This window comes from Clostridium sardiniense (genome assembly GCF_016907995.1).
Taxonomy (GTDB): Bacteria; Bacillota; Clostridia; order Clostridiales; family Clostridiaceae; genus Clostridium; species Clostridium sardiniense.
This window is the reverse complement of record NZ_JAFBDA010000006.1, coordinates 87,221-112,550: the sequence shown is the minus strand read 5'-3', so window position 1 is coordinate 112,550 and position 25,330 is coordinate 87,221. Positions and strand designations below refer to the sequence as shown.

The 25,330-nt window shown below is 27.8% G+C and carries 22 protein-coding genes; 5 read left to right on the top strand and 17 right to left on the bottom strand.

All coding sequences use genetic code 11. The features are described from left to right. Positions 1 to 41 precede the first annotated feature (41 nt). Positions 42 to 497 (bottom strand): redoxin domain-containing protein, encoded by a 456-nt coding sequence (locus tag JOC62_RS07060; protein ID WP_204594523.1) that lies wholly within the window; start codon positions 495 to 497, stop codon positions 42 to 44. 105 nt (positions 498 to 602) lie between these two features. After that, a complete protein-coding gene (locus tag JOC62_RS07055) occupies positions 603 to 926 on the bottom strand; it encodes a DUF1904 family protein (protein WP_204594522.1) in 324 nt (107 codons plus the stop codon). Between the two features lie 204 nt (positions 927 to 1,130). Here JOC62_RS07055 and JOC62_RS07050 point away from each other — a divergent pair, with 204 nt between their 5' ends. Continuing rightward, entirely contained in the window at positions 1,131 to 1,682 is a 552-nt protein-coding gene (locus JOC62_RS07050) for a sigma-70 family RNA polymerase sigma factor (protein WP_204594521.1), read from the top strand. Positions 1,683 to 1,685: 3 nt separating this feature from the next. Beyond that, positions 1,686 to 2,723 carry a DUF4179 domain-containing protein gene (locus JOC62_RS07045; protein ID WP_204594520.1) on the top strand — a complete coding sequence of 346 codons (1,038 nt, stop codon included), beginning with the start codon at positions 1,686 to 1,688 and terminating at the stop codon, positions 2,721 to 2,723. 88 nt (positions 2,724 to 2,811) lie between these two features. Here the strand turns inward: JOC62_RS07045 and JOC62_RS07040 are convergent, their stop codons facing one another. The 4 genes from JOC62_RS07040 to JOC62_RS07025 form a co-directional block, all read right to left on the bottom strand. Next, the gene (locus tag JOC62_RS07040) at positions 2,812 to 4,542 is read right to left on the bottom strand and encodes an oleate hydratase (protein WP_204594602.1); all 1,731 of its coding nucleotides are present in this window, start codon (positions 4,540 to 4,542) and stop codon (positions 2,812 to 2,814) included. A 313-nt stretch (positions 4,543 to 4,855) separates the two neighbouring features. Continuing rightward, positions 4,856 to 5,188 (bottom strand): YxeA family protein, encoded by a 333-nt coding sequence (locus JOC62_RS19465; protein WP_423882974.1) that lies wholly within the window; start codon positions 5,186 to 5,188, stop codon positions 4,856 to 4,858. 287 nt (positions 5,189 to 5,475) lie between these two features. Next, on the bottom strand, positions 5,476 to 6,120 hold the full coding sequence (locus JOC62_RS07030) for an NUDIX hydrolase (protein ID WP_204594519.1): 645 nt from the start codon (positions 6,118 to 6,120) through the stop codon (positions 5,476 to 5,478). Between the two features lie 73 nt (positions 6,121 to 6,193). Continuing rightward, positions 6,194 to 6,763, bottom strand: coding sequence for an isochorismatase family protein (locus JOC62_RS07025; protein WP_207758158.1), 570 nt, complete (start codon positions 6,761 to 6,763; stop codon positions 6,194 to 6,196). Positions 6,764 to 7,041: 278 nt separating this feature from the next. Between JOC62_RS07025 and JOC62_RS07020 the strand changes: the two genes are divergently transcribed. Next, the gene (locus JOC62_RS07020; protein WP_204594518.1) at positions 7,042 to 8,493 is read left to right on the top strand and encodes a cation:proton antiporter; all 1,452 of its coding nucleotides are present in this window, start codon (positions 7,042 to 7,044) and stop codon (positions 8,491 to 8,493) included. Positions 8,494 to 8,549: 56 nt separating this feature from the next. Here the strand turns inward: JOC62_RS07020 and JOC62_RS07015 are convergent, their stop codons facing one another. Beyond that, positions 8,550 to 8,894, bottom strand: coding sequence for a hypothetical protein (locus JOC62_RS07015; protein WP_204594517.1), 345 nt, complete (start codon positions 8,892 to 8,894; stop codon positions 8,550 to 8,552). A gap of 209 nt (positions 8,895 to 9,103) precedes the next feature. Here JOC62_RS07015 and JOC62_RS07010 point away from each other — a divergent pair, with 209 nt between their 5' ends. Both JOC62_RS07010 and JOC62_RS07005 read left to right on the top strand, forming a co-directional pair. Further along, the gene (locus JOC62_RS07010; protein WP_204594516.1) at positions 9,104 to 10,015 is read left to right on the top strand and encodes a M15 family metallopeptidase; all 912 of its coding nucleotides are present in this window, start codon (positions 9,104 to 9,106) and stop codon (positions 10,013 to 10,015) included. 31 nt (positions 10,016 to 10,046) lie between these two features. Continuing rightward, positions 10,047 to 11,150 carry an amidase domain-containing protein gene (locus tag JOC62_RS07005; RefSeq protein WP_204594515.1) on the top strand — a complete coding sequence of 368 codons (1,104 nt, stop codon included), beginning with the start codon at positions 10,047 to 10,049 and terminating at the stop codon, positions 11,148 to 11,150. Positions 11,151 to 11,193: 43 nt separating this feature from the next. Here the strand turns inward: JOC62_RS07005 and JOC62_RS07000 are convergent, their stop codons facing one another. From JOC62_RS07000 to JOC62_RS19315, 10 genes are all read right to left on the bottom strand, one after another. Continuing rightward, positions 11,194 to 13,170, bottom strand: coding sequence for an ABC transporter permease (locus JOC62_RS07000; RefSeq protein ID WP_204594514.1), 1,977 nt, complete (start codon positions 13,168 to 13,170; stop codon positions 11,194 to 11,196). Next, entirely contained in the window at positions 13,160 to 13,930 is a 771-nt protein-coding gene (locus JOC62_RS06995) for an ABC transporter ATP-binding protein (protein WP_204594513.1), read from the bottom strand. Before JOC62_RS06995 ends, JOC62_RS07000 begins: the two co-directional genes overlap by 11 nt. 111 nt (positions 13,931 to 14,041) lie before the next feature. Continuing rightward, the gene (locus JOC62_RS06990; RefSeq protein ID WP_204594512.1) at positions 14,042 to 15,055 is read right to left on the bottom strand and encodes a sensor histidine kinase; all 1,014 of its coding nucleotides are present in this window, start codon (positions 15,053 to 15,055) and stop codon (positions 14,042 to 14,044) included. Further along, positions 15,052 to 15,723 carry a response regulator transcription factor gene (locus JOC62_RS06985; protein WP_204594511.1) on the bottom strand — a complete coding sequence of 224 codons (672 nt, stop codon included), beginning with the start codon at positions 15,721 to 15,723 and terminating at the stop codon, positions 15,052 to 15,054. Before JOC62_RS06985 ends, JOC62_RS06990 begins: the two co-directional genes overlap by 4 nt. Before the next feature lie 250 nt (positions 15,724 to 15,973). Continuing rightward, the gene (locus tag JOC62_RS06980; RefSeq protein ID WP_204594510.1) at positions 15,974 to 20,848 is read right to left on the bottom strand and encodes a glycoside hydrolase domain-containing protein; all 4,875 of its coding nucleotides are present in this window, start codon (positions 20,846 to 20,848) and stop codon (positions 15,974 to 15,976) included. A gap of 283 nt (positions 20,849 to 21,131) precedes the next feature. Further along, positions 21,132 to 21,515, bottom strand: coding sequence for a VOC family protein (locus tag JOC62_RS06975; protein ID WP_204594509.1), 384 nt, complete (start codon positions 21,513 to 21,515; stop codon positions 21,132 to 21,134). A gap of 479 nt (positions 21,516 to 21,994) precedes the next feature. Continuing rightward, positions 21,995 to 22,282 carry an ethanolamine utilization microcompartment protein EutM gene (gene eutM, locus JOC62_RS06970; RefSeq protein ID WP_204594508.1) on the bottom strand — a complete coding sequence of 96 codons (288 nt, stop codon included), beginning with the start codon at positions 22,280 to 22,282 and terminating at the stop codon, positions 21,995 to 21,997. Positions 22,283 to 22,359: 77 nt separating this feature from the next. Next, positions 22,360 to 23,019 (bottom strand): phosphate propanoyltransferase, encoded by a 660-nt coding sequence (locus JOC62_RS06965; protein ID WP_204594507.1) that lies wholly within the window; start codon positions 23,017 to 23,019, stop codon positions 22,360 to 22,362. A gap of 8 nt (positions 23,020 to 23,027) precedes the next feature. Beyond that, positions 23,028 to 24,623 (bottom strand): acetaldehyde dehydrogenase (acetylating), encoded by a 1,596-nt coding sequence (locus JOC62_RS06960; RefSeq protein WP_204594506.1) that lies wholly within the window; start codon positions 24,621 to 24,623, stop codon positions 23,028 to 23,030. A gap of 26 nt (positions 24,624 to 24,649) precedes the next feature. After that, on the bottom strand, positions 24,650 to 25,330 hold the full coding sequence (locus JOC62_RS19315; RefSeq protein WP_204594505.1) for a BMC domain-containing protein: 681 nt from the start codon (positions 25,328 to 25,330) through the stop codon (positions 24,650 to 24,652).

Here is a 25,330-nt window from a genome sequence, read left to right as displayed (position 1 = left end):
ATAACATAAGTGAAGAATACTTTTAATATAATTCTAAACTCTTATACTAAACTTTCTACATGTCCTTTAACTTTTACTTTTCTATAGATATCTTCAATCTTACCGTCTGCATCTATAACAAATGTACTTCTTTCAATTCCGAAAACTTTTTTTCCAAACATATTCTTTTCTTTTAATACATCATATAATTTGCACACTTCTTCATTTTCATCTGATAATAAACCAAATGGCAAGTCATATTTTGTAATAAATTTATCATGAGATTTTAATGAGTCTCTACTTACCCCTAAAATCACAGTATTATTATTTAAAAACTTTTCATGATAAGCCTTAAAATCTTGAGCTTCTAATGAACATCCTGGAGTATTATCCTTTGGATAAAAGTATAAGATTACTCTCTTTCCTCTATAATCACTTAATTTATGTTCTTTATTATCTGATCCCATTAAAGTAAAATCTGGGGCCATCATACCTTTTTCTAAAATTATGTTTTCCACAATATCACCTTCTACAATTATTTTAACTAATAATAATTATTATATAATAAAAACTTATTTAAATCAAATTTTTAACTTATCAATATAAAATTATTCTTTTAATAACTAATAGTGCTCTCCATTTTCATAATAGCAAGACTCATCTAATTTATAAAATACAACTTCTAAGCACTCACGATCCTTTTTAAAACAATCTGTTACAACTTTTGCTACTTTATCTTGTACATCTTGTCCTCTATCAAACCATAATATATCAATCATTGGAGAAGGTTTCACTTCCATACCATCCATGATAAATGTATTCCCTATTATTTCTATAGTGAAGTAATCTCTTGGACATTCTATTATTTCTACTAATGAGTCTACAAGCTTTGTACTTTCCTTTTTAACTTCTTCCTTTGATATTCCTTTAATTTTTAGCATTGGCATAACTATAACTTCCTCTCTTTATTTCTATTTCTCTAATTTAAAGTAAATCATATTTATAAATTTTATCTATCTACTATTATAATCAATTTATTTTGCATTAAATATATATTTTTTATTTTTGATAGATTTTGCTATTTATGTTACGAAATATTAAGTGTAAAGTAAAAATATACTAATCATCAAGCGCTTGAAGGGAAGGTAACAATGAAAATTGTAGAAGAAAATTTTATTGAACAATTAAAGAAAAAAAATGATGATGCATTATACTATGTAATTGATAATTATGGATGGATAATAAAAGCTATAGTTAAAAAACATTTGTATAAGATGCCTAACTACGAAGATGATTGCATAAATGATATATTAATGGCTGTTTGGGTCAACATAGATAAATTTGATCCTACTAGAAGTACATTTAAAAACTGGTTATCTGGTATATCAAAATTTAAATCTATTGATTATGTTAGAAAATACTTAAAAGAATTAGAGCATGCTAATATAGACGACCTAAGTATAAAAGATGAAGCTTCTTATAATATAGATATAAATGAGTTAAACGATGACTTAGAGTCTCTTTTAAGCTGTTTAAAAGAAGCTGATAAGAGTTTATTTTTAAAACTATATGTTGAAGAAGACGATGTAACAACCATCTCTAAAGAAACTGGGATAAAAAAAGAAATTATATATAACAGAGTATCTCGTGGAAAGAAAAAACTAAGAGAGATTTTTAGACTATCTCACATAAGGGGGCTTTAAAAAATGAAAAAAGATATTTATGAAATTTTAAATGATTCTAATATAGGTATAGATAACTATATAAAATATGAGTTAAACGATATAGAAAAGAAAAAAATGAAAAATAACTTTAGAAAGTCAATTAAAAATAAAAATTCTATAAAGAAATTACCAATAGCTATTGCTATATCATTACTATTAACAACTGCCCTTGTAACAACTAATTTAGGCTCTGAGATTCTTGTATCTGCTACTATAGCTACTTCTAATATCTCAAGCTATCTTGGTCTTAATAAAAATTTAGATAAGTACTCTACTATAATTAATAAGTCTATATCAAAAAATGGAGTAACAATTAGTCTAAATGATGTTATACTAAACAACAATGAACTTATAGTATCATCAACTATTCAATCCTCTAAAGGCGATGCTACTAATGAAGGTTTTCATGAATATTCTAAAATATTTATAAATGGAAAAAGGATAAAATCTGGTTCTACTGGTAGTTCAAAAGCAATAGATACATCAACTATGGCATCAATAACAAATTATATATTACCTGATATTGATTTAAGTAAAGAAATAGATATAAAAATAATCTATTCTGATGTTCTAGTAGGTAATAAGCCTATATATGGTCCATGGATATTTGAATTTAAAGCTAACGGCTCCGATTTATCTAAAGATACTAAAAGGATAGCCTTAAATAATAGTTTCTCATTAGATAATGGGAATGAAGTAACTTTAAATGAATTTACTTCAAATTCTATGGGACAGGAAATATTCTATACTATTAAAAATAATAACTCTACTGATAAAAATGTATATGATATTAAATTAGTAGGCACAGATAACTTAAATAATCCAATTGAATTTGATCTATCTTCTGGAAACTATACTGGTGGTATACTAAAACTAGAACCTGTTTTAGGTAAACTATCAGATAAAGCCACAAGTATATCACTTACTCCATATGCAGTTAAATTCCCAGAAAAATCAGGAAAACTTAGTGATGACTTTAAAAAAACCGGAGATAAATTTACTATAAATTTTGATAACTAATAAATAAATCGCAATAGAATTTAATTATTCTATTGCGATTTTTAATTTAAAGAGTTAAGTTCTTCATTTATAAAACTCTTATATAAACTTATCTATATGATGTTTTTAAAGCCATCTTTAATACTTTTGGATTCTTCTTATATTGAGTTACTGGACAAATCTTCTTATCTTTTACTCCAAATAATTTATATATAGCTGTTCTTGCAGCACGTATTGAGTATTCTTCAGTGAACACCATGTCTTCTGGAATCTCAACAAATTGGCTAATCATTGCAAAGTTTGTTGATCCATCTGGAACAACCTTTGGACGATCACTCATTTTACGAGGTTGGAATTGTGAATCTATATAAGGCATCATACATGGTATTACATTCACTACAGTATCCATAAGTTCATCCATTTCATCTTCTAAATGTAAGTGATATAAAAGTTCTTCTAACATTTCCTTACCTGTACAATCACGCATTGGTTTCTTTACATAGTCACCAATTTTTTCTGTATATAAACCATAACCCCAGAAAATAGTTGTATCAAGTGGTTGATTCTTAAAGTGTGGTTGAGCTGCAACAACAATGCTCATTAACCAATTTGAATCTTTAAATGTCATCAATGCTCCACTACCTGGTATATTTCCTGTTATCTCTTCTATAATTTTTAATATCTTATTTCCTTTACAAGTAACAGTGAAGCTTTCCCAGTTAGTTTCTTCTGGATGATCAAAGAATGGTTCTGGATTACCAAGCCCCTCTTTCTTATTAGCTACCTTTCTCCAAAGATCAGCTGAAATTGGATTATTTGGATTATATTCTGCTGGTGTATTCATATCACCTAGAGTTGCACAATCAGTCATACAACCATTTGTCATTATACATACATCACCAGAATTTAATTCAATAACTTTTTCTTCTCCATCTTGTTCTAAATGTATAGCTGTTACTGTAATTTCATCACCTTGCTTAAAGTCTAAATCTGTTACTGTTGAATTTGTATTAAAATCTACTCCAAATTCATCTAAATAAGCTTTTAATGGTAATATAAGTGAATCATATTGATTGTATGTTGTACGTGTGACCCCTTCTAAAGTATCTATACGAGAAAACTCTAGAATCATACGATTCATATAACGTCTAAATTCAAAAAGACTAGACCATTTTTGGAATGCAAATGTTGTTTGCCACATATGCCAGAAATTAGTTTGGAAGAAATGTGGTGTGTGGCTAAACCATTCTTGTATAGTCATATCATCTAATTTTTCTTCAGGAGTTATAAGTAATTTTCCAAGTGCCATACGATCAGCATTATTAAAGCCCATGCTGTGTGCATCTAATATAACTCCATACTTATCAACTAAACGTGCTTGTGAATGAGTTGGATGTAAGTGATCAAAATTAAGTATTTCTTCAGTTACACTCATATTTGGCATATCTAATGAAGGTACACTTGAGAATAACTCCCATAAATTTTCATAAGTTTCTTCATTTAGCATTCTACCACCACGGCATACAAACCCATTTACAGGATCTCCTATCCCGTCATTACTACCACCTAATATTTTCATTCCCTCAAAGATATGAATATTCTCGCCTTTAAAATTGCAATCTCTCACAAGATATAGTGCTCCAGCTAATGAAGCTAATCCACCCCCAACGAAATAGACTTGTCTATCTTCATTATTTATATCTAATACAGATTTCTCAGGTACTTGAGATTTGTTTTTTATCTTTTTTGTAGCAATAGTTGCTACAGTTGCAGCTCCTGCTATTGCTCCTAAAGCAAGTAGTGCATTTCTAGTATTATTTTTGTTTGATTTATTTCTCATTTTTCTCATAAAACTCACTCCACTTCTTTATTTCAAGTTATTGTATCTCTTATTTAATATTATAATTCAAAGAAAAATAATTGTATTTAGACAATATTATGTGTTTGTCTAAAAATATTATTCTTTATATTTAATACACATAATTATAATTAGAAATATTATTAAACTTAATAATATTAAAATAAGAAACTATATAAAAATGTATTTTTATATAGTTTCTTATAAAATTAAATTATGAACTTTTTTATAACAATAACTCTCTAAAAATATTTTTCTTTATCTCTAATTAATTTAATCATTGTAATATAACTATTTATTTAATATTATATATTTCTTTAACTTTTTTAGGTAAATCATTTGCTTTTACTTCTTCATAGGCTTTTACCTCATCATTTTTTTCAGCTACTTCTAAATATCTATCTACTTTTAGTACTTTATCAGTTGTAAAAGTTAATACCTTTTCATTACCATTTTTATCATAACCTTTGATATTGTATTCATATTGAGTATAATGATCTTTATTTTGATTACTAATGTCTTTATAATCCTTTATTGTCTTAACATAATATTTTGTTGTTCCTAATTTAAGTATTGTATTTCCATTAGTTATTGTAAATCCACCTCCAATTAATAATACAACTACTATTATTCCAATTAATTTTTTTCATACCTATATCTCCTTTATAATTAATATAACTTAATTATAAATTTGAACTAATTAATCTTATATTCAAATTCATTACATTATTCTTTCATTTATGTAAGTATTCTAAATATAATTCATGGTAATCTATAAAGTGTATTACTTATTTAAAACCTGTAGTCTTCTTTTTAAATCAATATTTAAAGCAACCGGCTTTTACTTCTTTCAAAATAAAAAAGATCTACCTAAGGTTATATACATTAAGTTGATCTACTTTTACTTATATATAATTAAATGCTAGACTTTATTATTTCTAAAAAATTTTCTAATATCTTAGCTGTCATTCCCCATATAACATAATCATTATATTTGTAAAATACAACTCTATAAGAGCCTTCTCTAAATTTATAATTCTTACCACCCTTTATATACTCATATGGAAAATCATCACTTGGAATAGTAATAATTTTATTAACTACTGATTTTGCCTCAGTAGTTAATAAGTAATTTAATGGAACAATTAAAAGCTCTTTTACTTCATCCTTATTTATAACAAAACTAGTACCATCTTTTATATATCCTAAGAATGGATATAGCACCATATTATTATTGGGTACAAATAAATCAAGTTCTGATATTATTTCTATATCAGAAGGCTTTGTACCTATCTCTTCATAACATTCACGCATAGCGGCTTCCTTTGGAGACTCTCCTTCTTCTATTGAGCCTCCTGGAAAACATATCTCTCCTGGGTTATCTTTTAAATTATCATTTCTTACTTCAAATACAATATTATATTCTCCACCTATCTCTATTATAGGAATTATTACAGAATAATATCTTCTTCCATCTCCAGCATTTATTCCAGGCTTATAACCTTTAAAAATCTTCTTTAATAAATCTCTCATATTACCTCCATACTCTATTAAATTCATTATGAATAAATCCCCTTATATAGTAATATTATAAGTAAGTTTTTAATTTTATAAAACCCATACTAAAGTTTAATTATTTACCTTTTACTTCTGATATAAGTTCATCTGTAGTTCTTGTTCTTCCTATCCTAGGGAAAATATATTTTATAGTACAATCATGTTCTTCCTTACTTGCTGCAGTCATTGCATCAGTTATAAAGATTTGATTATATCCATAACTATAAGCTTCACGTGCTGTACTTTCTACCCCTATATTAGTTGAAATACCACATAAAACTATAGTATCTATTCCTCTTCTGCGTAACTCAATATCTAAGTCTGTTCCAAAGAATGCTCCCCATTGACGCTTTGTAACTTTATAATCATCTTCTCTTACCTCTAACTCTTTTACTAAATCAGCCCATCCCTTTGGTAGCATATTCATAGGCTTTTTTTCACTATCTGTTATAGGCATTAATCTATCTTTTCCATCTAAGAAATTAACATTTACGAATGTAATAAAACCATTATTTTCTCTAAATAAATCTACAAGTAATTTGGCTTTCTTTACTGCCTCGCCCCCATTACTCATTTTTACTATTCCTTCTTGTAAATCAATAATCACTAATGCTGTCTTTTTAAAATCTAAATTTAAATCTTTCATAATTAAAGTTTCCTCCTATTATATTGCTAATCCTTTTATGTTTTTAACGCATATACCAACCTTAACAACTCTTAATTATATAGTTTTATAAAACAATTTAATTGAATTATATAATCTAATATTTAATCAATACAATTAACATACTATAAATTAAGTATGAATAATTATTTCTATTATTATTAACTTAATGTTATCTAATTGAATTTATCAAACTTGCGAAATTAAATTATGTTATTTACAATATATTTTATAAACTTAAGAAAAAGAAGGGATTCTATATGGAAGAGACTTTAAATTATGATTCTCTACTAATTTTGACTGTGGTAGCTTTCTTCACGCCATTTTTAGTAGCAAAATTAAAGAAAATAAAAATCCCTTATCAGGTTGGAGAAATCTTTATAGGAATTATTCTTGGAAAAAGCTTTTTAAATATTATAAAACCTGATGTTTGGATTTTATTTTTATCAAATTTAGGCCTTGCTTATCTAATGTTTTTAAGTGGTCTTGAAATAAATTTTGATGATTTAAAATTAAAAGATAATGAATCAGTTATTGATTCAAAGATATTTTTAAGTGTAAAGATGTTTATTATATCTCTTATAGTATCAATAATATTATCTTTCTCATTAAAATTTGTTGGAATAGATAATGGAACATTATTTTTTGCACTACTATTTACTGCTGCAGCACCAGCACTGCTTGTTCCTATATTAAAGGCAAAGCATATTTTAAATAGTGATTTTGGTCAATCTTTATTGATTTTTGGATTAATTGGTGAATTAGTAAGTTTAATTGGTATAACCTTTGTATCATCAGTGACTACTTATGGATTATCACTTAAAAGTTTTACATTCTTAATAATATTTGGTGCTGCTTTTCTCATGTATTTTTTAGCTAAAATTTTATTTAAGATAAATGATTTTTCAGCAGTAGCTTTTAAGAATTTACACTTAAGTATTAGAGGTGCTTTTGCTCTTGTATTAGTTCTAGTTGCAGTTGCTCAAAAAGTTGGTTCTGAGATTATACTTGGATCTTTCTTAGCTGGAATAATATTTTCACTACTTGTTGGAAAAGCAAAAGAAGAAATATCTCACCAATTAGATGTAATTGGATATGGATTTTTAATACCAATATTTTTTATTATGATAGGTGTAAATATAGATTTAAATGCTATAATTGAAAATCCTGGTTCTATTGCAAAGATACCTGTATTTTTAATTATTTTCTTCTTAGTTAAATTTATACCTTGCTTATTGCTAAAAAAGAAATATGGTATGAGAAATTCATTAGCATCTTCAATGATATTAACAGCACAACTTAGTTTAGTAATAGTTGGCGCTCAGATGGCTTTAAACTTAGGGTATATAAATAATTCTGATTACTCTGCTTTCGTTGTTACTACTGTTATATCCTGTATTTTATTCCCTATACTTTTTGAAAAGTTAATAGTTGAAGATGAAAATACAGTTCAAAAAGTTGCAGAGGAAGAAAAAATAATAATACGTGAATTCTTAATTAGTAATCAATTGTATCTTGGTAAATCATTAAAGGAATGTAAATTACCTGTTGGATGTAGAATTTTCTCAATTATTAGAGATGATGAAGAAATAATGCCAACCGCTGATACTGTACTTGAAGCAAATGATTTAATAATACTAGCTGGTGTGCGCCATGCAGTTGAAGATACAATAAATATGCTAACAGTCTGCAATTTATCAATGCCAGACTAAAATAAAAAATACTCAGTAGCGGTTAGTTACTGAGTATTTTTATTTATATATATTCACTAAAATCCAAATTCAGCTCTTCTTCTTTTATTCAAATAGTTTGCTACCCTCATCTTAAATCTTTCTGATTCTTTGTAGCTATAAAAGTTTGTAATGTCTGCCGCAAGGAATAAACTATCTAAAACTAAATATCTTAAATCCTTTAGATTATTTTCATTATCTTCTGAAGCTATCTCTTCATTACTCTTTTCCATTATCTCTTCAAACTTAGCTTTATAATTTTTAAGCTTTTCTAATTTTTCTTCACTATAATTTTCCAAATCTTCCTCAACTATTTTATTTGCAAAATCTAAAAATTTTTTATTTATAATATTATATTCTTCATATGTCATTACTAAGCTCATTATCAAAACCTCTTTCTAAAATATATATTTATATATTAACATTTTAATTTTATATAAAAAAGTAAATATTATTTTCAACTCTCTTTAATTACGCAAATAATGAAATATATAAGTTACTTTCCAAATTTCGCTGCCTATATATATTACATATTAGAATTATTCTTAGGATAAACTATATTCAATATGATTTTAAAAGGCAGGTATTAATTATGAAAAAATTTTTGAAGATATTTATGGTATCATTTTTAATTATTTTAAATATTCCTATAACTCCAAAAGCCTCTAATAGTGAAGATTATCTAATAGAAATGAAAAGAGATATATTATCATTAATGCTTGCTTATCCAGAGCATATACAAGGTGTAGAAAAAAAATCTGATGATAAGGTATATATCATTATGAAATCTGGCAAAAAAATTCTATATGATGATAAGAGAGAAAAAGGCCATGATGAGAAATTATCTAACCCAGATATACAAGATATGATGGAACAATACTATCCACTTACTAAAAATAACTCTGTTGTGGATAAAGGTTTTGATCCAGGTAGAGCTAGAAATTATGACTTATTAAATGAGGTATATGGAAGTTCTAAAGGTGCTATAGAAAAAAATTTATCTAGACTTAAATATGGCTATACTAATTATCAATTTAATAGTCAAAATTCTGCTAATGCATCATTAGAAAATGCCTTAAGAGAAATAATACCTTTATCAAAAGGACGAAATGATATAAGTGCTATACTATATCCTGCTAGTGGTACTTATAATTACAGGGTTATATCTGGAACAGGACGACTTAGTCCTCATGCTTATGGAATTGCCATTGATTTAAAAAGTGATCCAAGAGATTATTGGAAATGGAGTTCTAAAGAAAAAGGAAGCACCAGAGTTTCAGAATATCCTACTGAATTAGTAGAAGCATTTGAAAAACATAATTTTGTTTGGGGTGGAAAATGGAATCACTTTGATATATTACACTTTGAATATAGACCTGAAATCATTCTAAAAGCTAAATATTTTTCAGATGCTAAAAATAGCGAGAATTGGTTTGATGGTGCTCCTATAGATGAAGAAAATGCTAAGAAGTATATAGATTTAATTGATAAAAGTTTAAAATAATTTATTCTCTATGAAAGGGGTGATAAGTCTAATGCTAAAATCAAAATCTTATTTCAAATACCTTAAAATATTTATAATTGCTTTTATTTGTTTATGTACAATTTTTATGATTCCTTTAAAAGCTTTTGCAGAATCTAACCCAGATGATGAAATGAAAAATTTTGTTAAAAATATATTCTTATCAAAGAGTAAATCAGTGTTAACTCAAGATTTAGATTCAATTGAATCTTTGTATGACACAGATACAAAATATGGCCAATGGGCTTATGAATATGAAGAACGAAAAGTAAAGTATATTAATAACTGGGCTAAAAAGCAAGGTGTTAAATTTACCGATATAACTCCAGATATAGTGTTTAGAAAAGCTAAGGTTTCTGATAAAGCCTGCTCTTTTTATGTATTATGTAATACAGAATATACATATGTTTATGAAGATCAACCTCATATAGTAAACTCTTCAAGAATAGGAACTTATCACTCAATTAACCTTACTAAAAAGGATGATGAATGGATAATCACAAAAGAATGGTACACTGATCCATTTGCTGATTCATTAAAGCTTGAAGATATTAAAATGGATAAAATCAAAGAATATATAAATGCTCAACCCCCAAGAGATCTATCAGGTATTAATGATAGACGAAAAAATGCCGTTTCTTATGCTGACCAGTATTGTGGTTCTGCAACAGCAAAAGAATATGGATATAAATATAATAAAGCCTATCGAGACTTTAATCCTGAAGGTGGGGATTGTGCAAACTTTGCATCTCAAATTTTACATGAAGGTGGAAAGTTTAAGAAAAATGCTATTTGGAATTATGCAAAAAGTAGCGCTACTGGTCCTTGGGTAAATGCTGATAAATTTACTCATTATATGATAGGAAGTGGTCGTGGATATGTTCTTGCTAGAGGTAGTTATGAACAGGTATATAAAGCATCTTACAAGCTTTTACCTGGAGACTTTATAGCTTATGAAAAAAAAGGAGATATAACTCATATATCTATGGTTACTGGTGCTGACTCTAAAGGCTACTCTTTAGTAACTTGTCACAATACAGATAGAAATAACGTTCCTTGGGATTTAGGATGGAGCGATAAAAATATGAAGTTCTGGTTAGTAAGAATGAATTATTGAAAAAACCACTCATTTCTTGAGTGGTTTTTCTTTATCTTTTATTTCATTTTTCTCTTATAGTCTTTTTTACTGATGTATAAGTAACTATAAAATATCCACCATATATAACTAAAAGTACAATAACTGTTATGATTATATTCTTGAACATACCTTCATTCCCAAATATAGATACTATATCTGAAGAAATTTTCAATCCTACTATTGAATGAACTAATGCTAAAGATAGTGGAACCATAAAATATATTCCTATTTGAATTAATAGGGATTTATTTATTATACTATCATCAACACCTATCTTTCTAAGCAATTTATATCTTTCTAAATTATCTGTTGAGTCGCATAATTGTTGAAGTGCTAGTACAGCTGCTGATGTAACTAAGAATATAATTCCAATGTATATTCCTAAATAAGCTATCATGACCCCAGTGCTTGTATTTTTTGATAACAACTCACTTTTTGTAATTAACTGAATATCACTTTCCTTCTTACTATTAATTACTTTAATTTTTTCTTTCAATTCTTTTTCTATTTTACCCTTATTATCATTTAAATTTACATTTAAAAATGAATTAATGGGTTTTAATCCACTTACTATTGAATCATTTACTACAAATGTACATATATTATTTTTTATCATTTGATTATAAGTAGTCATATCTAATACCCGTATCTTAGCCGGAGTAAGTTTATGTCCATTAATATTTATTACTTTATTATCGTCTACCGATCTTTGAATACTACCTATCATATCTTGTACATCTCCAAAAACCATATAACTATCTTTCTCTAATTTTACGGTATCCTTACCTAATATCTTCATAATATCATTAAACTTTGAAAGTCTCATTACTTGAATGTCTATATTTTCAGCTATAGGATAATATGTTTTTCCTTTATTAATTCCTTTTGAATTTAAAAAATCTCTATATTTAACTCCACTATTAAAATTAATATAACTTACATATTCATCTGAATATGATCTAATATTTATTCCTTCACTTTTTAATACATTATCTATCTCCACACCTTTGTTACTCCAAAATGTTACATCAAATTGTGTTAGGTCTTTAACATCTGAATTTAATGCCTTATTTATTCCAAGTCCTCCTGAAAATGTACATATGGCTACAAATAACATTAAGCATATAAATGTCATGGATACAAATGTAGTATTTATTTTACTGTTAATTTGTCTAAATACAAACATATTTAAATCTCTTAAATATATTGCCTTATTACTTTGTACTACCTTTAAGAAAAAACCTGATATTGAAAAGAAAAATAGAAACGTTCCAATACTTCCCAAAAGTATACTTGTCAGGTCAATTTTAGCTATTCCATTATCTAATATATTATAATAAGCATATCCAATAATAGTAATACTTATTATAAATACTATTACAGATGTCCAAATATTTTTAATTCTTAATTTTTCATTTTTCTTTGATGATATTAATAAATCAATTAACTTAACCTTATTTATTATTATTGAATTAAATAATAATACAACCAAATAAATTATTCCAAAACAAATTATAGTCTTTAAGAATGCATTATATGAAAATATAAATTTAAACTTTGTAAGGTCTACTTTAAACATATTGGCGGTCAGAATAGATAATCCCTGTGATGCTAAAACACCTATAAAGAGTCCAATTACTAATGATGTAATTCCTATTAATAGTGTCTCTATAAATATTATCTTAGATAACTCACTCTTCTCCATTCCAAGTGTCATATATATACCAAATTCTTTTTTTCTTCTTTTTATTAAGTAATTATTAGCATATACAATCAAAAATCCTAATATAAATGCTATAAATATGGAAGCTACTCCCATAACATTTTGTATTAAATCAAAAGCTTTTGATTGTGTTTCATTTATATTCATCATAATACTTTGAGATTTTATTGAATTAAATGTATAGAATACACATACAGCAAATATAATCGTGAAAAAATATATTATATAATCCTTTAGGCTTCTTTTTAAATTTCTTAAAGCTAGCTTAAAATCCATCTCTAGAGTCACCTCCAAGAACTGCTATAACTTCAATGATTTTACTAAAGAATTCTTTTCTTGTGTCATTTCCACGAATAAGCTCATTAAAAACTTCTCCGTCTTTTATAAATAATATCCTGTCTGCATAACTTGCTGTAAATGCATCATGTGTAACCATAAGTATTGTTGCATTTAAGTTTTTATTTAAATCCTCTAAACTTTCTAAAAGCATCTTAGCAGATTTGGAATCCAATGCACCTGTTGGCTCATCAGCTAGTACCATTTTCGGATTTGTAACTATCGCCCTCGCTGCTGCAACCCTCTGTTTTTGTCCTCCTGATATCTCATATGGAAATTTATTTAAAATATCTCCTATGTTTAATCTTTTTGAAATCTCTTTAACTTTATTATCTATTTCTTTATGATCTAGTCTTAAAATACTTAAAGCTAATGCTATATTTTCATATACAGTTAATGTATCAAGAAGACTAAAATCCTGAAATATAAATCCTAATTCTTCTCTTCTAAACTTAGCTATTTTCTTAGAATTTAATTTTGTTATATCATTACCTGATATAAATATCTTTCCACTTGTTACTTTATCTATAGTCGATATACAGTTTAAAAGAGTTGTTTTACCAGAACCTGATGCCCCCATAACTCCAATAAATTCACCTTCATTTACTAAAAAGCTTATATTATTTATGGCCTTTGTAATATTGCCCTTTCTTCCATAGTATTTCTCTATATTACTAACCCTTAATACTTCTTTGCTCATAACTTTCCCTCCAAAATTCTTTCTATGATTCTATTTTAAATTCCATATAAGGTTACATCCATAGTAGAACCTAACAGAAAACTTACAAACTTGTCACATAAATTTATAAAGCTACTCAAAGAGCATCATTTTATTTATTGGAAAGAATATATATACTTTAGTTCCTCCATTTAATAAGGATTCTAACTTTATTTTGAGCCCTAGTTTTATGCATAGTTTATTACAAAGATATAACCCTATCCCTGTTGATTTAGTAAACTTACGTCCATTTGTACCTGTATATCCTTTATCAAATGCTTTTAAAACATCTTTTTCATCCATTCCTATACCATTATCTTCGATAGTTAAGACTATATTTTCACCACTTTTTTCAGAATAAAACTTAAGTATACTATTATCTTTTTTTCTGTATTTAATTGAATTAGATATTATCTGATTTAATATAAATTCAACCCACTTAGAATCTGAATAGACAATATTATCTCTATCAGTTATATCAATTTTTATTTTATTTTCTATTAGTTGATTTAAATTTTTCTTTACAGAACTATTTATACAATCTATTATCTTTATTTCTTTTATAATATAGTCCTTCTCAAGTGTATTACTTCTTGCATAAAACAAAGCTTGTTCTATGTAATTTTCAACTCTCTCAACCTCTTCTCCTATACTCTCTGTTACTGGGAAATCATTGTTTTCTATTAATAACTTACATGTTGCTATTGGAGTTTTTACTTCATGAACCCAAAGTTCTATATATTCCTTATACTCTCTAATATTAAGCTTTAATTTTAAAATTTCATCATTCATAGATTTATCAGTCTCTTTTATTATGCTATATAATATTTTCCCATCTAAGAAATCTGCCTCATCCATCACCTCAGAAATTAAATATTTTTTATCTAATGATTTTAAGTTACTTAAAACTTCATCATAGTATTTTTTCTTTTTTATATATTCATAAATATGAAATACTATTATTCCAATAAAATTTATAACTACTATAAAAATTATTGCATATAAATCTACTTTTAAAGCCTTTAGTAGTATTCCTGTAAATGATAGTATTAAAATATTTATTATTAAAAATATTACTCTCTCTTTAAAGAATTCTATTATATTCATATTAATATATACCCTTGTCCTCTTTTAGTTTGTAGATAATTGTTAGCACCAATCTCTTCTAACTTTTTTCTTAATCTATTTATATTTACAGTTAGAGTGTTATCATCTACAAACTCATCAGATTGCCATAACTCTTTCATTATTTTATCTCTTGATATTATTTTCTCTTTATTTTTCATAAACACGTATAAAATTTTACTTTCATTCTTAGTTAGTTCTATTTTATTCCCATTAAATTCAGCTTCGCTTTGAGATAAATTATATTTTAAATCTCTATATTGGAATACTTCAATATTTTCATTATTATAGGTTCTCTTTATAACTGATGTTATTCTAGCTAATAGAATTTGAGGATTATATGGCTTAGTTACAAAATCATCTGCTCCTAAATTCATACTCATTAGCTCATCAACATCACTATCTCTGCTTGTAACTATTATAATAGGAACATTACTCTTTTTTCTTATCTCTCTACATATATAATAGCCATCATAATATGGAAGATTTATATCTAATAATATTATTGTTGGATTACAATTTAATCCTTCTTCAATTACATTTTCAAAGTTCTCTACAGTTTTAGTTCTATATCCGTACCTTTCTAAGAAAGTACTTAACTCTACGTTTATTTTCTCTTCATCTTCTATAATAAATATTTTATTATCCATATAATTACACCTCTTTTTTATTATTTATAATTAACTACTGTATTATAAAGATACTTACTGTTATATTATAACAAAATATTTAAATTAATCTTTATTATAGAAATCATTATTACCTTTAGCATTTAATGAAGTTTAATTATTAAATTAGATAAAGGCCTAGGTATAACCATGAACAGTTATATCTAGGCTTTAATTTTAAATTCTTATATTTTATTCTTTAACGTACTAATACTCTTTGAATCATCTAAACTTATTTCACAGAGTTATAGCTTCCTGTTTTTTTAATATTTATGATATTAGTAAACAATATATTATCTGATTTTAATACTAATCTCTCTGCTTCATTTTTTAAATTGATTACTAAATTATCAATTTCTATTTGTTGTATGTCATTTCTATTAATCTCTTCCTTAGCTTTATTTATTTCTCTCATATAAGATAACCATGAATCACTTGTATATAAATTTTTATCTAGATTTTCACTTTTATTTATTTCTTTTAATAACTCATCTTTATCTACAAATCCCAAAGCATTATCTATTTCTCCAAGTTTTAACCTAACTCCAATTATATAGGGATTATTACTTTTATCATTTTTATCCCAATTGCCATAAGAGTTTAAAACAAATGTTCCATCTTGTAATACAACATTTCCAGCATATCCACAATCTCCTGATTTTGCTGTAGGCGTAAAATCTTCTGCTAATCTTATACGATACTCTCCTTCATTACCATTTATTAAATCATCATAAGTTCCTACCCATGCAATCCAATCACCAGCCATCCAATCATTATTCTCAATTACACTATTATTGTTGTAATCTAAAATAATTTCTCTAAATGTAATTAGTAATCTACCGCTTATAGGATCATATGATATCTTATGCCTTTCTCCATTTAAAGCTCCTTGAACTTCTCTTGGCTTACTCCATGTATCACCCTCATCCTTTGAAAATGCAATTGTTGACTTATGTCTATGTGATTGACTTCTAGCTAACATTACTAATTGATTTCCATCAGGTGATCTAAGCATTCCAACTTCACATAATTGTGTCTCTTTTTCAACGTCTCTCCATTCTGATAAATATGGCTCTGGTTTGCTCCATACTTCATTTCCAAGTTCATCAAACGTTAAATAAGTTTTATAGTTAACATAACCATAATCATGGTATACACCCATCCATTTATCAATAAAGTTTCCATTTTCATCTTTTAATTGCACTAAACTTGCCATAGCAACAATTGTTGTTGATCCTTCATGCCACTTTTTATAGTCACTCCAAGATTCTCCTTGATTATCAGATATCGATGTTGTCCAGCCCCTGAATCCATTTCCCCATCCTGGGCCACCTGAGATTTGAATTAACTTTGTACTTCCATCTGTTAAATTTAGTTTATATATTGTTGGTGTTTCCATTGACTCTTTCCAAGTAGAATTTGTTTCTAATCTTTCAGACCAAGTTATACCCCCATCATTAGATTTTTTCAATAATACTTCTCCAAGTCCATGACCCTTTGGATATACTGTAAATAATGTTTTATTATCATCTAATAAAATCATATCTGGTTGTCCTAAATATTGTCCTGCTTCACGATCTATTACTATTTGTTTATTAGAATCATAATTATATTGAGGTATTGTAAATCCTATATTCATTTTTTTATTGACACGCACATCTACTCTTTTACTAAATCCTGTTGCTTCATTAACTACTGTTATAAATGTATCTCCATATGCTACTCCTGTAATTAAACCATTTGGGGTTACTGTCGCAACCTCTGGATTATCACTTATATATTTTATTGTTTTATCACTATTATCACTTACCAATTCTGCAACTATTTGACTTGTCTCATTTACCATAACCTCAACAGATTTATCAACTATATTTAATCCAGGTACCTTTCTAATTTCATCAACATCTTTTTTTGAAAGAGCACGATTATACACCTTAACTTCATCAATAGCACCAATATAATTTCTTCCTCCAATTATCTTTAATGGTGCATTAAATGAGTTATTTTTTGTCCATGAATTAACTTCCGTTGATACTCCATCGATATAAATTCTTAATCCTTCAGACTTATTATTTACCCAAGCTAAGTGAATCCATTCATTTTCAGGTATAGTATTTTTAAAGGTTAAGAATCCTTGTTTTACGTGAACTCCCATATTGCCGCTATTATCTCTCTCAACATCTATTGACTCTGTTTCTTTATCTCCATTCTTAAATTCATTTCCATCCCACATTATAGATGCAGGTAAATTTTTAATATCACCTTTTTTTACCCACATTGCAAGTGTCCAGTCCTCTGATAATGTTGCAGGAGAGGTAATAGTAACGTTATCACTACTATTATTAAATTGTAGTGCCTTTCCTACTTTTCCATCAATTATTTCTGCTCCTTCTAGAACTCCATCATGTTCTCCCCACTGATCTACTACCTTATTATCAATTATATTATTAAAGTCATAAGATGAAATATTACTTTCACTATAATCTGCTTTTACTACATCTACTAATCTCTTCTCTTTAATTGAATCAACTCTATCAACTACATTTTTCTTTATATCAATATATTTTTTTGATATATTCTTAATTCCTTCTCTTAAATTCTCCATATCTCTCGGAATTTCTTCTCTTGTCTGACTTGTTGCAAATTTTGCTCCGCCATGATCTCCTACTCCATTTTTTACTCCAGTATAATCTACTCTTACAGTTTTTAATAATTTTTCTACATCACTTTGTAATCCTGGAATCTCTTTTACCATATGATAAAGTTTATTAACATCTCTTACTCCCTCAGCCATTTTCTCTAAACGAACGCTTGACTTAGATACTGGATTTTCAATATCCTTTTCATCAGGATATATAAGAGAGGTATCTCCAGCTTCAAATGCCCAATGAGTAGTATCTCTTAGCGGATCTTCAACCCATGCATCATATGCCCAACGCATGTACCCCGTTGCACCTTGTGCTGCTGTAAATAACATTGTCCAATAACTTTCTCCTGGCATACTAAGTGCAAGAGAATTAGGGAAGTGTTCTGTACATGTGTAGATTGTAGTTTTATATTCCTTTTCAGAATTTCTTCTCTCTTTAACAAACTTTCTATAACCATCTAAATCAGTTTTTGCTGCCGTAGATCCTACACTTAAATCATCAACACGTTTTGTTATATTGAAATAATTAGCATTAAAATGATCCATAGCCGCAGCTTTTTTTAGTATTAATCCATCTTTATTTTTAACTTTATCTATAACATCAAAAGCTTTATCCATATTTCTTCTTTCATCAATTCCAATATAAGTATCTTCAAACCATCCCTTTTCATCAAGATGAGGTATTAAATCATTAAGAAATTGAGTCCAAATAACTTCATAATCACTTGTTCCAGGATTTAATATAATATTTTCTTGATTTCCTGTAGACTCATTATAGTAATAAATCTTATTTCCCCAAGGGATCATACTATAGCAAATAATCTTATCTCCAATACCTAAATCTTTATTAAATTGTACCCATTTATCAAAATTAGTAAAATCAAAAGTAAATTTTCCATTTGATTTTTTAGTCCACTTAATCATAGATGGATAGCGAATATCATTTTTACTATAAGTTTGTCCTCCCCATGCTTCCTCTACAATTGATGTTGTGATAGCATGTCCACCCATTTCTTTATACTTAAGCATATGAGGTTTTAGAATTCTAAAATGTTCTTCTGAAAATGGAGTAACATTATAGTATTCGGCTGAACTATATGGATATTGCCACATTTCTATATCAAATTCATACTCTTCACTATTTGGCATAATTGCATCTAATACTTCTATATTATATGTGAATATAAGTGGATCATTGATACCATCAGCAGTTACTTCAATAGTACCAGTATAAATTCCTGCTTGGGTATCTTTTGGTATATTAAATTCCACCCATACTGGTTGTACCTTATTAAATTCTATATCCACAGGATCTGTAGTATATAAAATATCCGGTACATCTGCCTTTTCTCCATTAGGCATTGATATATCATTTTGATCATGATATCCTGCATCTCCTATATAAGCTTTTGTTTCCTTTAAAAAGGTAGTAGTAACATTCGTTTTTGATAATACATTTTCTCCTGAAACAAAATCGCTCACTTTAACGTTTACATTTTTTAATTTAGATTCTCTAGATATTAATGCTAACTCTGATATAGTTTTATCTGATTTCCAAGAATATAAATTTTTATTTACTAACCCCATTGATTTAATTAAATCATATTTATCTTGAGTATAATGTGTATTTGTATCAACTATACTTCCATGTATTGATGGCGTTGAAGCCTTTACTTTCACTCTAATATCTTTTGATATTCCAAACTCTTCTGAAACAACAGATATATTCGTTTCCCCTTCAGAAATAGCTTTTATTTTTCCTTCCTTATCTACAGTTGCAATGTTTTTATTATTAGAAGTAAACTTAATATCTGATATCTCTGCATAACTTGGAATAGAACTATATAAAATTTTTATTTCGGCCCCCTCCATTAACTCAATATTATTATTTTCTATCTTTATATCTTCTACTTGATACCTTTTATGATACACCTTTGCATAATCAACTTGAATTACTGCCTTTCCTCTTGGTGAATCACTTTTTCCTGTTGAAATGGCAGTAAGAGTATGCTTACCCTCACTTAATCCATATGCACTAAATAGCAGTTGATTTCCTACTCTATTCTCTGAATAACTACTTACTTCTATCGCTTCTCCTCCATCAATAGAGTAACTTACAATCCCATGGTTCCAACTTTTATGCCCATACACTTCTATCTTATTTCCAACAAACTCAATTTTATAGTATTTTGTAGATGCAGTAGTATCATTAGTGTTTATATCATTAAAATGCTCATCCCCAGCCCCATTAATGCTATCATTTGTATCACCATAGCTCCAACCGTCTCCGTAATAAGAGAATTTATTACTGTCGCCTTCAATGGTCATATCATTTATAAGTGACATTTCATCTGATTTATTATTTGTAGTTGCATATACTGAAATCCCCAAATTTTCTAATACCACTACAAACGACAGTACAAATAGTAGTAACCAGCTAATTCCTCTTTTCCTTCTCATATTCCCCTCCCATAACCTTAAAATATATTATTTTCAAATTTATTATCATTTTATATAAGCATCTCCCCCTTTTATTATTTAATTTAATTAAAATTTATACTATAGCATTTATATTTCCTAATTCATCCTTTTATACACCTATATTTCTATTAATATTAATACTTGGAATTAAATTTATCTAAAAATAAGTTTTTTACTTTATTTAATCTCCAATTATAAAATTCAATATCATGTATAATTTCTTTATAATAAAAAAGCTACTCAGATATTGAGTAGCTTTTTCTTAATATACATCTTCACGAACTAAATATTCATTTCTGTCTTGATCTTTAAATGAGAACATCTTTCCATAAGTCATATTTAGAAGAGTTCCTACTTCTACCCCATTATCCTTTATCTCGTCGTATGTTTTTTGAATATCTGAAGTGCTTAATATAATTGATGGATGCTCTACATTAGCTTCTGGATTTTGTTCTTTCATTAATTTTTTATCATATAATACAAATGTAGTAAAATCTTCATCCTTAGGGGCAACCTCTAACCATTTCATTCCTGGCCCCATTTGTTGTTCAAATTTAACTACAAAGTTTAATTTATCAACCCAAAATTCCTTTGCTTTCTCTTGGTTGTGCACATATAATGTTATCTTTCCTATTTTATTAATCATCTGTATCCCTCCTATATTTTGTGAATTTATTATATTATAGATTATATACCTTTTTCCTTGCTGTCTATTATTCTTGTTCTAATTATATTTTATCATAATAAGAAACCCCATTACTTTAAATTTATTATAAGATTATTATCTAAAAATTAAATATATTTATATATTAATTATAAAGACTAATGACTCAAAGCAATTTGATAAATCTGTGGAATCATTTATGAATTCAATCAAAAGCTTGCAATTATATTACAAAAACAAAAGGCAATTATAGCCTAAAATTTATCCTAATAGAATAAACAATAAAAAAGCTATCTCTATTTGATACGGTTATGTATAATTATACAGTTTAATTGAAATAAAAAAAGATGACTCCTGTTATATACAGAAATCATCTTCTTATCGCTACTTAGACTTTTTAAACTGTCATTCTCAAAGGAAGCAGATTATAATAATCCTTGAGCTTTTTTAAAATTCATTTATTATTTTACTTCTTTTGAAGCTGGTAATATAACTTCAACTTCTGAATGTGGTCTTGGGATAACGTGTACTGAAATTAATTCTCCAACTCTTTGTGCAGCAGCAGCTCCAGCATCTGTAGCAGCTTTAACTGCTCCAACATCTCCTCTAACCATTACAGTTACAAGTCCGCCTCCAACGTATTCTTTTCCTATTAAGTAAACATTAGCAGCCTTAACCATTGCGTCAGCCGCCTCTATTGATCCTATTAATCCTTTTGTTTCAATCATTCCTAAAGCATCGTATTTCATATTAAAATCCTCCTAAAAATCCTTTTATTTTTTTATATTAATTATTTTTATAAACTTTTTATTTAAGTGCATTTATTTTAAACACTACATTTGACTATCTTAATTTTTGATTTTGGCGTAATACCAAATGAATTTGCCTCTTCAACATCTAAGTGACATTCTAGGCTAAATGAATCATTAGTTCTAATGCTTACATTATTTAATATTCCGCCTCTTAATCCATCTACCTCAATTTTTACAATATCTCCATCACTAACTCCAAAATGCTCTGCATGTTTATTGTTCATGTGAATATGTCTTTGTGCTACTATAACGCCTTCTTCTAATTGAACACTTCCTTTAGGTCCTATTAGAGTTATCCCTGAAGTTTCTTTTAGATTTCCTGATAACCTAACACTTGGTGATACTCCAGTTTTTCTACAGTCACCTATAGATAACTCAACTTGAGTCTTACTTCTTATAGGTCCAAGTACTCTTATCTTTTCTATAGATCCTCTAGGTCCACATATTGTTATAGTCTCTTTACAAGCATATTGTCCCTTTTGAGATAAATCTTTTAATTTTGTTAATTCATATCCTTCTCCAAAAAGTATATCTACATATCTTTTTGAAAGATGTATGTGTCTATTTGAAATTCCAACAGGTATCTCAAATGATTCTTTAACTTCTTTTTTCTTATCTTCGCTTTCCTTAACTGCATTAAGTAAAAGCTTTAATACTTCTTCTAAATTTTCCATGTTTTAATCTACCTCTTCATAGTGGCTATGATTTTATTTACTAAATCCATTACTTCTTCATTATCTAAGTTATTAACTTTTTCTACTATATTTTCAGCAGTTACTTCTGTTTCAGTAGATTTTCTTTGTATTTCTGCTGGACTTAAGTTCATTTCTGAACCTCCAAAACTTAATCCTGTATTAAAATTAGTGTTTTTAAGAGGCTTAGTATTGCAAGTTTCCTCACATCCGCCTCTATCTTTTCCAATTTTGTCACAGTCGATTAATCCATAAGCAACTCTCTTTATATTTATAAGATGCATTGGAGTAACATTTTCAGATACTGAACTTCCTCCCCATGTTCCACATCCTAAAGTGAATGATGGCATAAGTCCTGTTGAAGCTCCTGTTCCTCCAAATGATCCACCTGTATTAACTAAAATTCTTGATGCTGGTTTTTTAGCAAACTTTTTAACTATTTCAACATCTTCAGTATGAATACTCATTGTGTGACCTATTCCATTTTGAAGAAGTTCTATACTTAATTCGCAAGCTTCCATCCAGTCATTAACTACATAGAATCCAAGCACTGTAGTAAGTTTTTCATATGAAAGTGGATATTTAGGTCCAACTCCACCTTGTCTTCCTATAAGTACTTTAGTTCCTTCTGGAACATAGAATCCTGCAGCTTTTGCAATTACATCAGCAGCTCTTCCAACAAATGCTGCATTCATTGCATTTCCTTTCTTAAATAGAAGATTACAAACCTTATTAGTTTCTTCTTCTGTCATGAAGTATCCGCCTTGTTTTTTTAGTTGTTCTACCACTTTAGCTTCATTACAATGTTCACAGATAATTGATTGCTCTGATGCACAGATAGTACCATTATCAAATGTTTTACTAGCTATTATATTCTTTATAGCTTTTTCAATATCAGCAGTTCTTTCGATATATGCTGGTGAGTTTCCAGCTCCAACTCCAAGTGCTGGTTTTCCAGAAGAGTAAGCAGCTTTAACCATTCCTGGTCCTCCAGTAGCTATTATTATACTTACTTCTTTTGACTTCATAAGCTCATTTGTAGCTCCAATTGAAGTTAACTCTACACAAGTTATTATGTCTTCTGGTGCTCCAGCAGCTACTGCTGCATCATGCATAAGTTTTGCTGCAGTAGATGTACATTTTACTGCTGATGGATGTGGTGAAAATACTATAGCATTTCTTGATTTTATGGCAATAATTGATTTAAATATTGCAGTTGATGTTGGATTAGTTGAAGGAACTATTCCCATTACTAAACCTACTGGCTCTGCTATATCAATTAATTTATTTTCTTTATCTTCTTTTATAATACCTATAGTTTTCATATCTTTTATTGAATCATATAAAACTGTTGATGCTAAATTATTTTTAGTAGCTTTATCTAAAACTTTACCAAAACCTGTTTCTTCTACAGCCATTTCAGCTAAGCAAACTTCATGCTCCTTTGCAACTTTAACCATATTTTTAATTATTTTATCTATTTGTTCTTCATTAAAATCGGCTATTTTATTTGCTGCTATTTTACCTCTTCTAGCTAAATTTCTTGCTTGTTGTATTGATTGTAAATCTTTATCGAAATTTTCCAAATCAATTTTCCTCCTTCTTTAAAACACTATTTTTTATAGTGATTTCTAAGTCTATTTAGAAGTGCTCCTTTGTCTTCTTTAGAAACAGTCTTACTTGTAATATCAAGATCTTTAAATTCTTTTGCTAACTTTCTTATTTTAGATACTTTTAAATCTTCTAAAATTTTAAGAGCTTCATCTAATCCTTTTTCTTCTACAAGCTTGTCTAATTCTTCTTTAGTCATATCTAAATCTATAACTTTATCTAGAATTTCTAAAGTCTGGACTTCTTCTGAGCCTTCATTTATTATTTCTTTATCTATAGATTCTTCTAAAGTTTCTTCTACTGCTTCATCTACAATTTCAGAAATTACTTCTTCTATAGATTCTTCTACCATTTCACATAAAACCTTTTCCTCTATAGATTCCTCTAATCTTTCTATAGCAGGTTTAGTTTCTAATATGCTTTCTAAATCATAATGTGGTCTTGCAATCACATGGTGTGAAACTAAAATATTATCGCCAAGTCTATTTACAGCTGAAACACCAGCATCAACTGCTGATTTTACAGCTCCAACATCTCCAGTTACTGTAACCGAAACATATCCTCCGCCTATATATACTTTTTCAAGGATATTAACGTTTGCTGATTTGACCATAGCATCAGCTGCTTCAATAGTAGCTAATAATCCTTTAGTTTCTATCATTCCTATTGCTTGCATAATCAT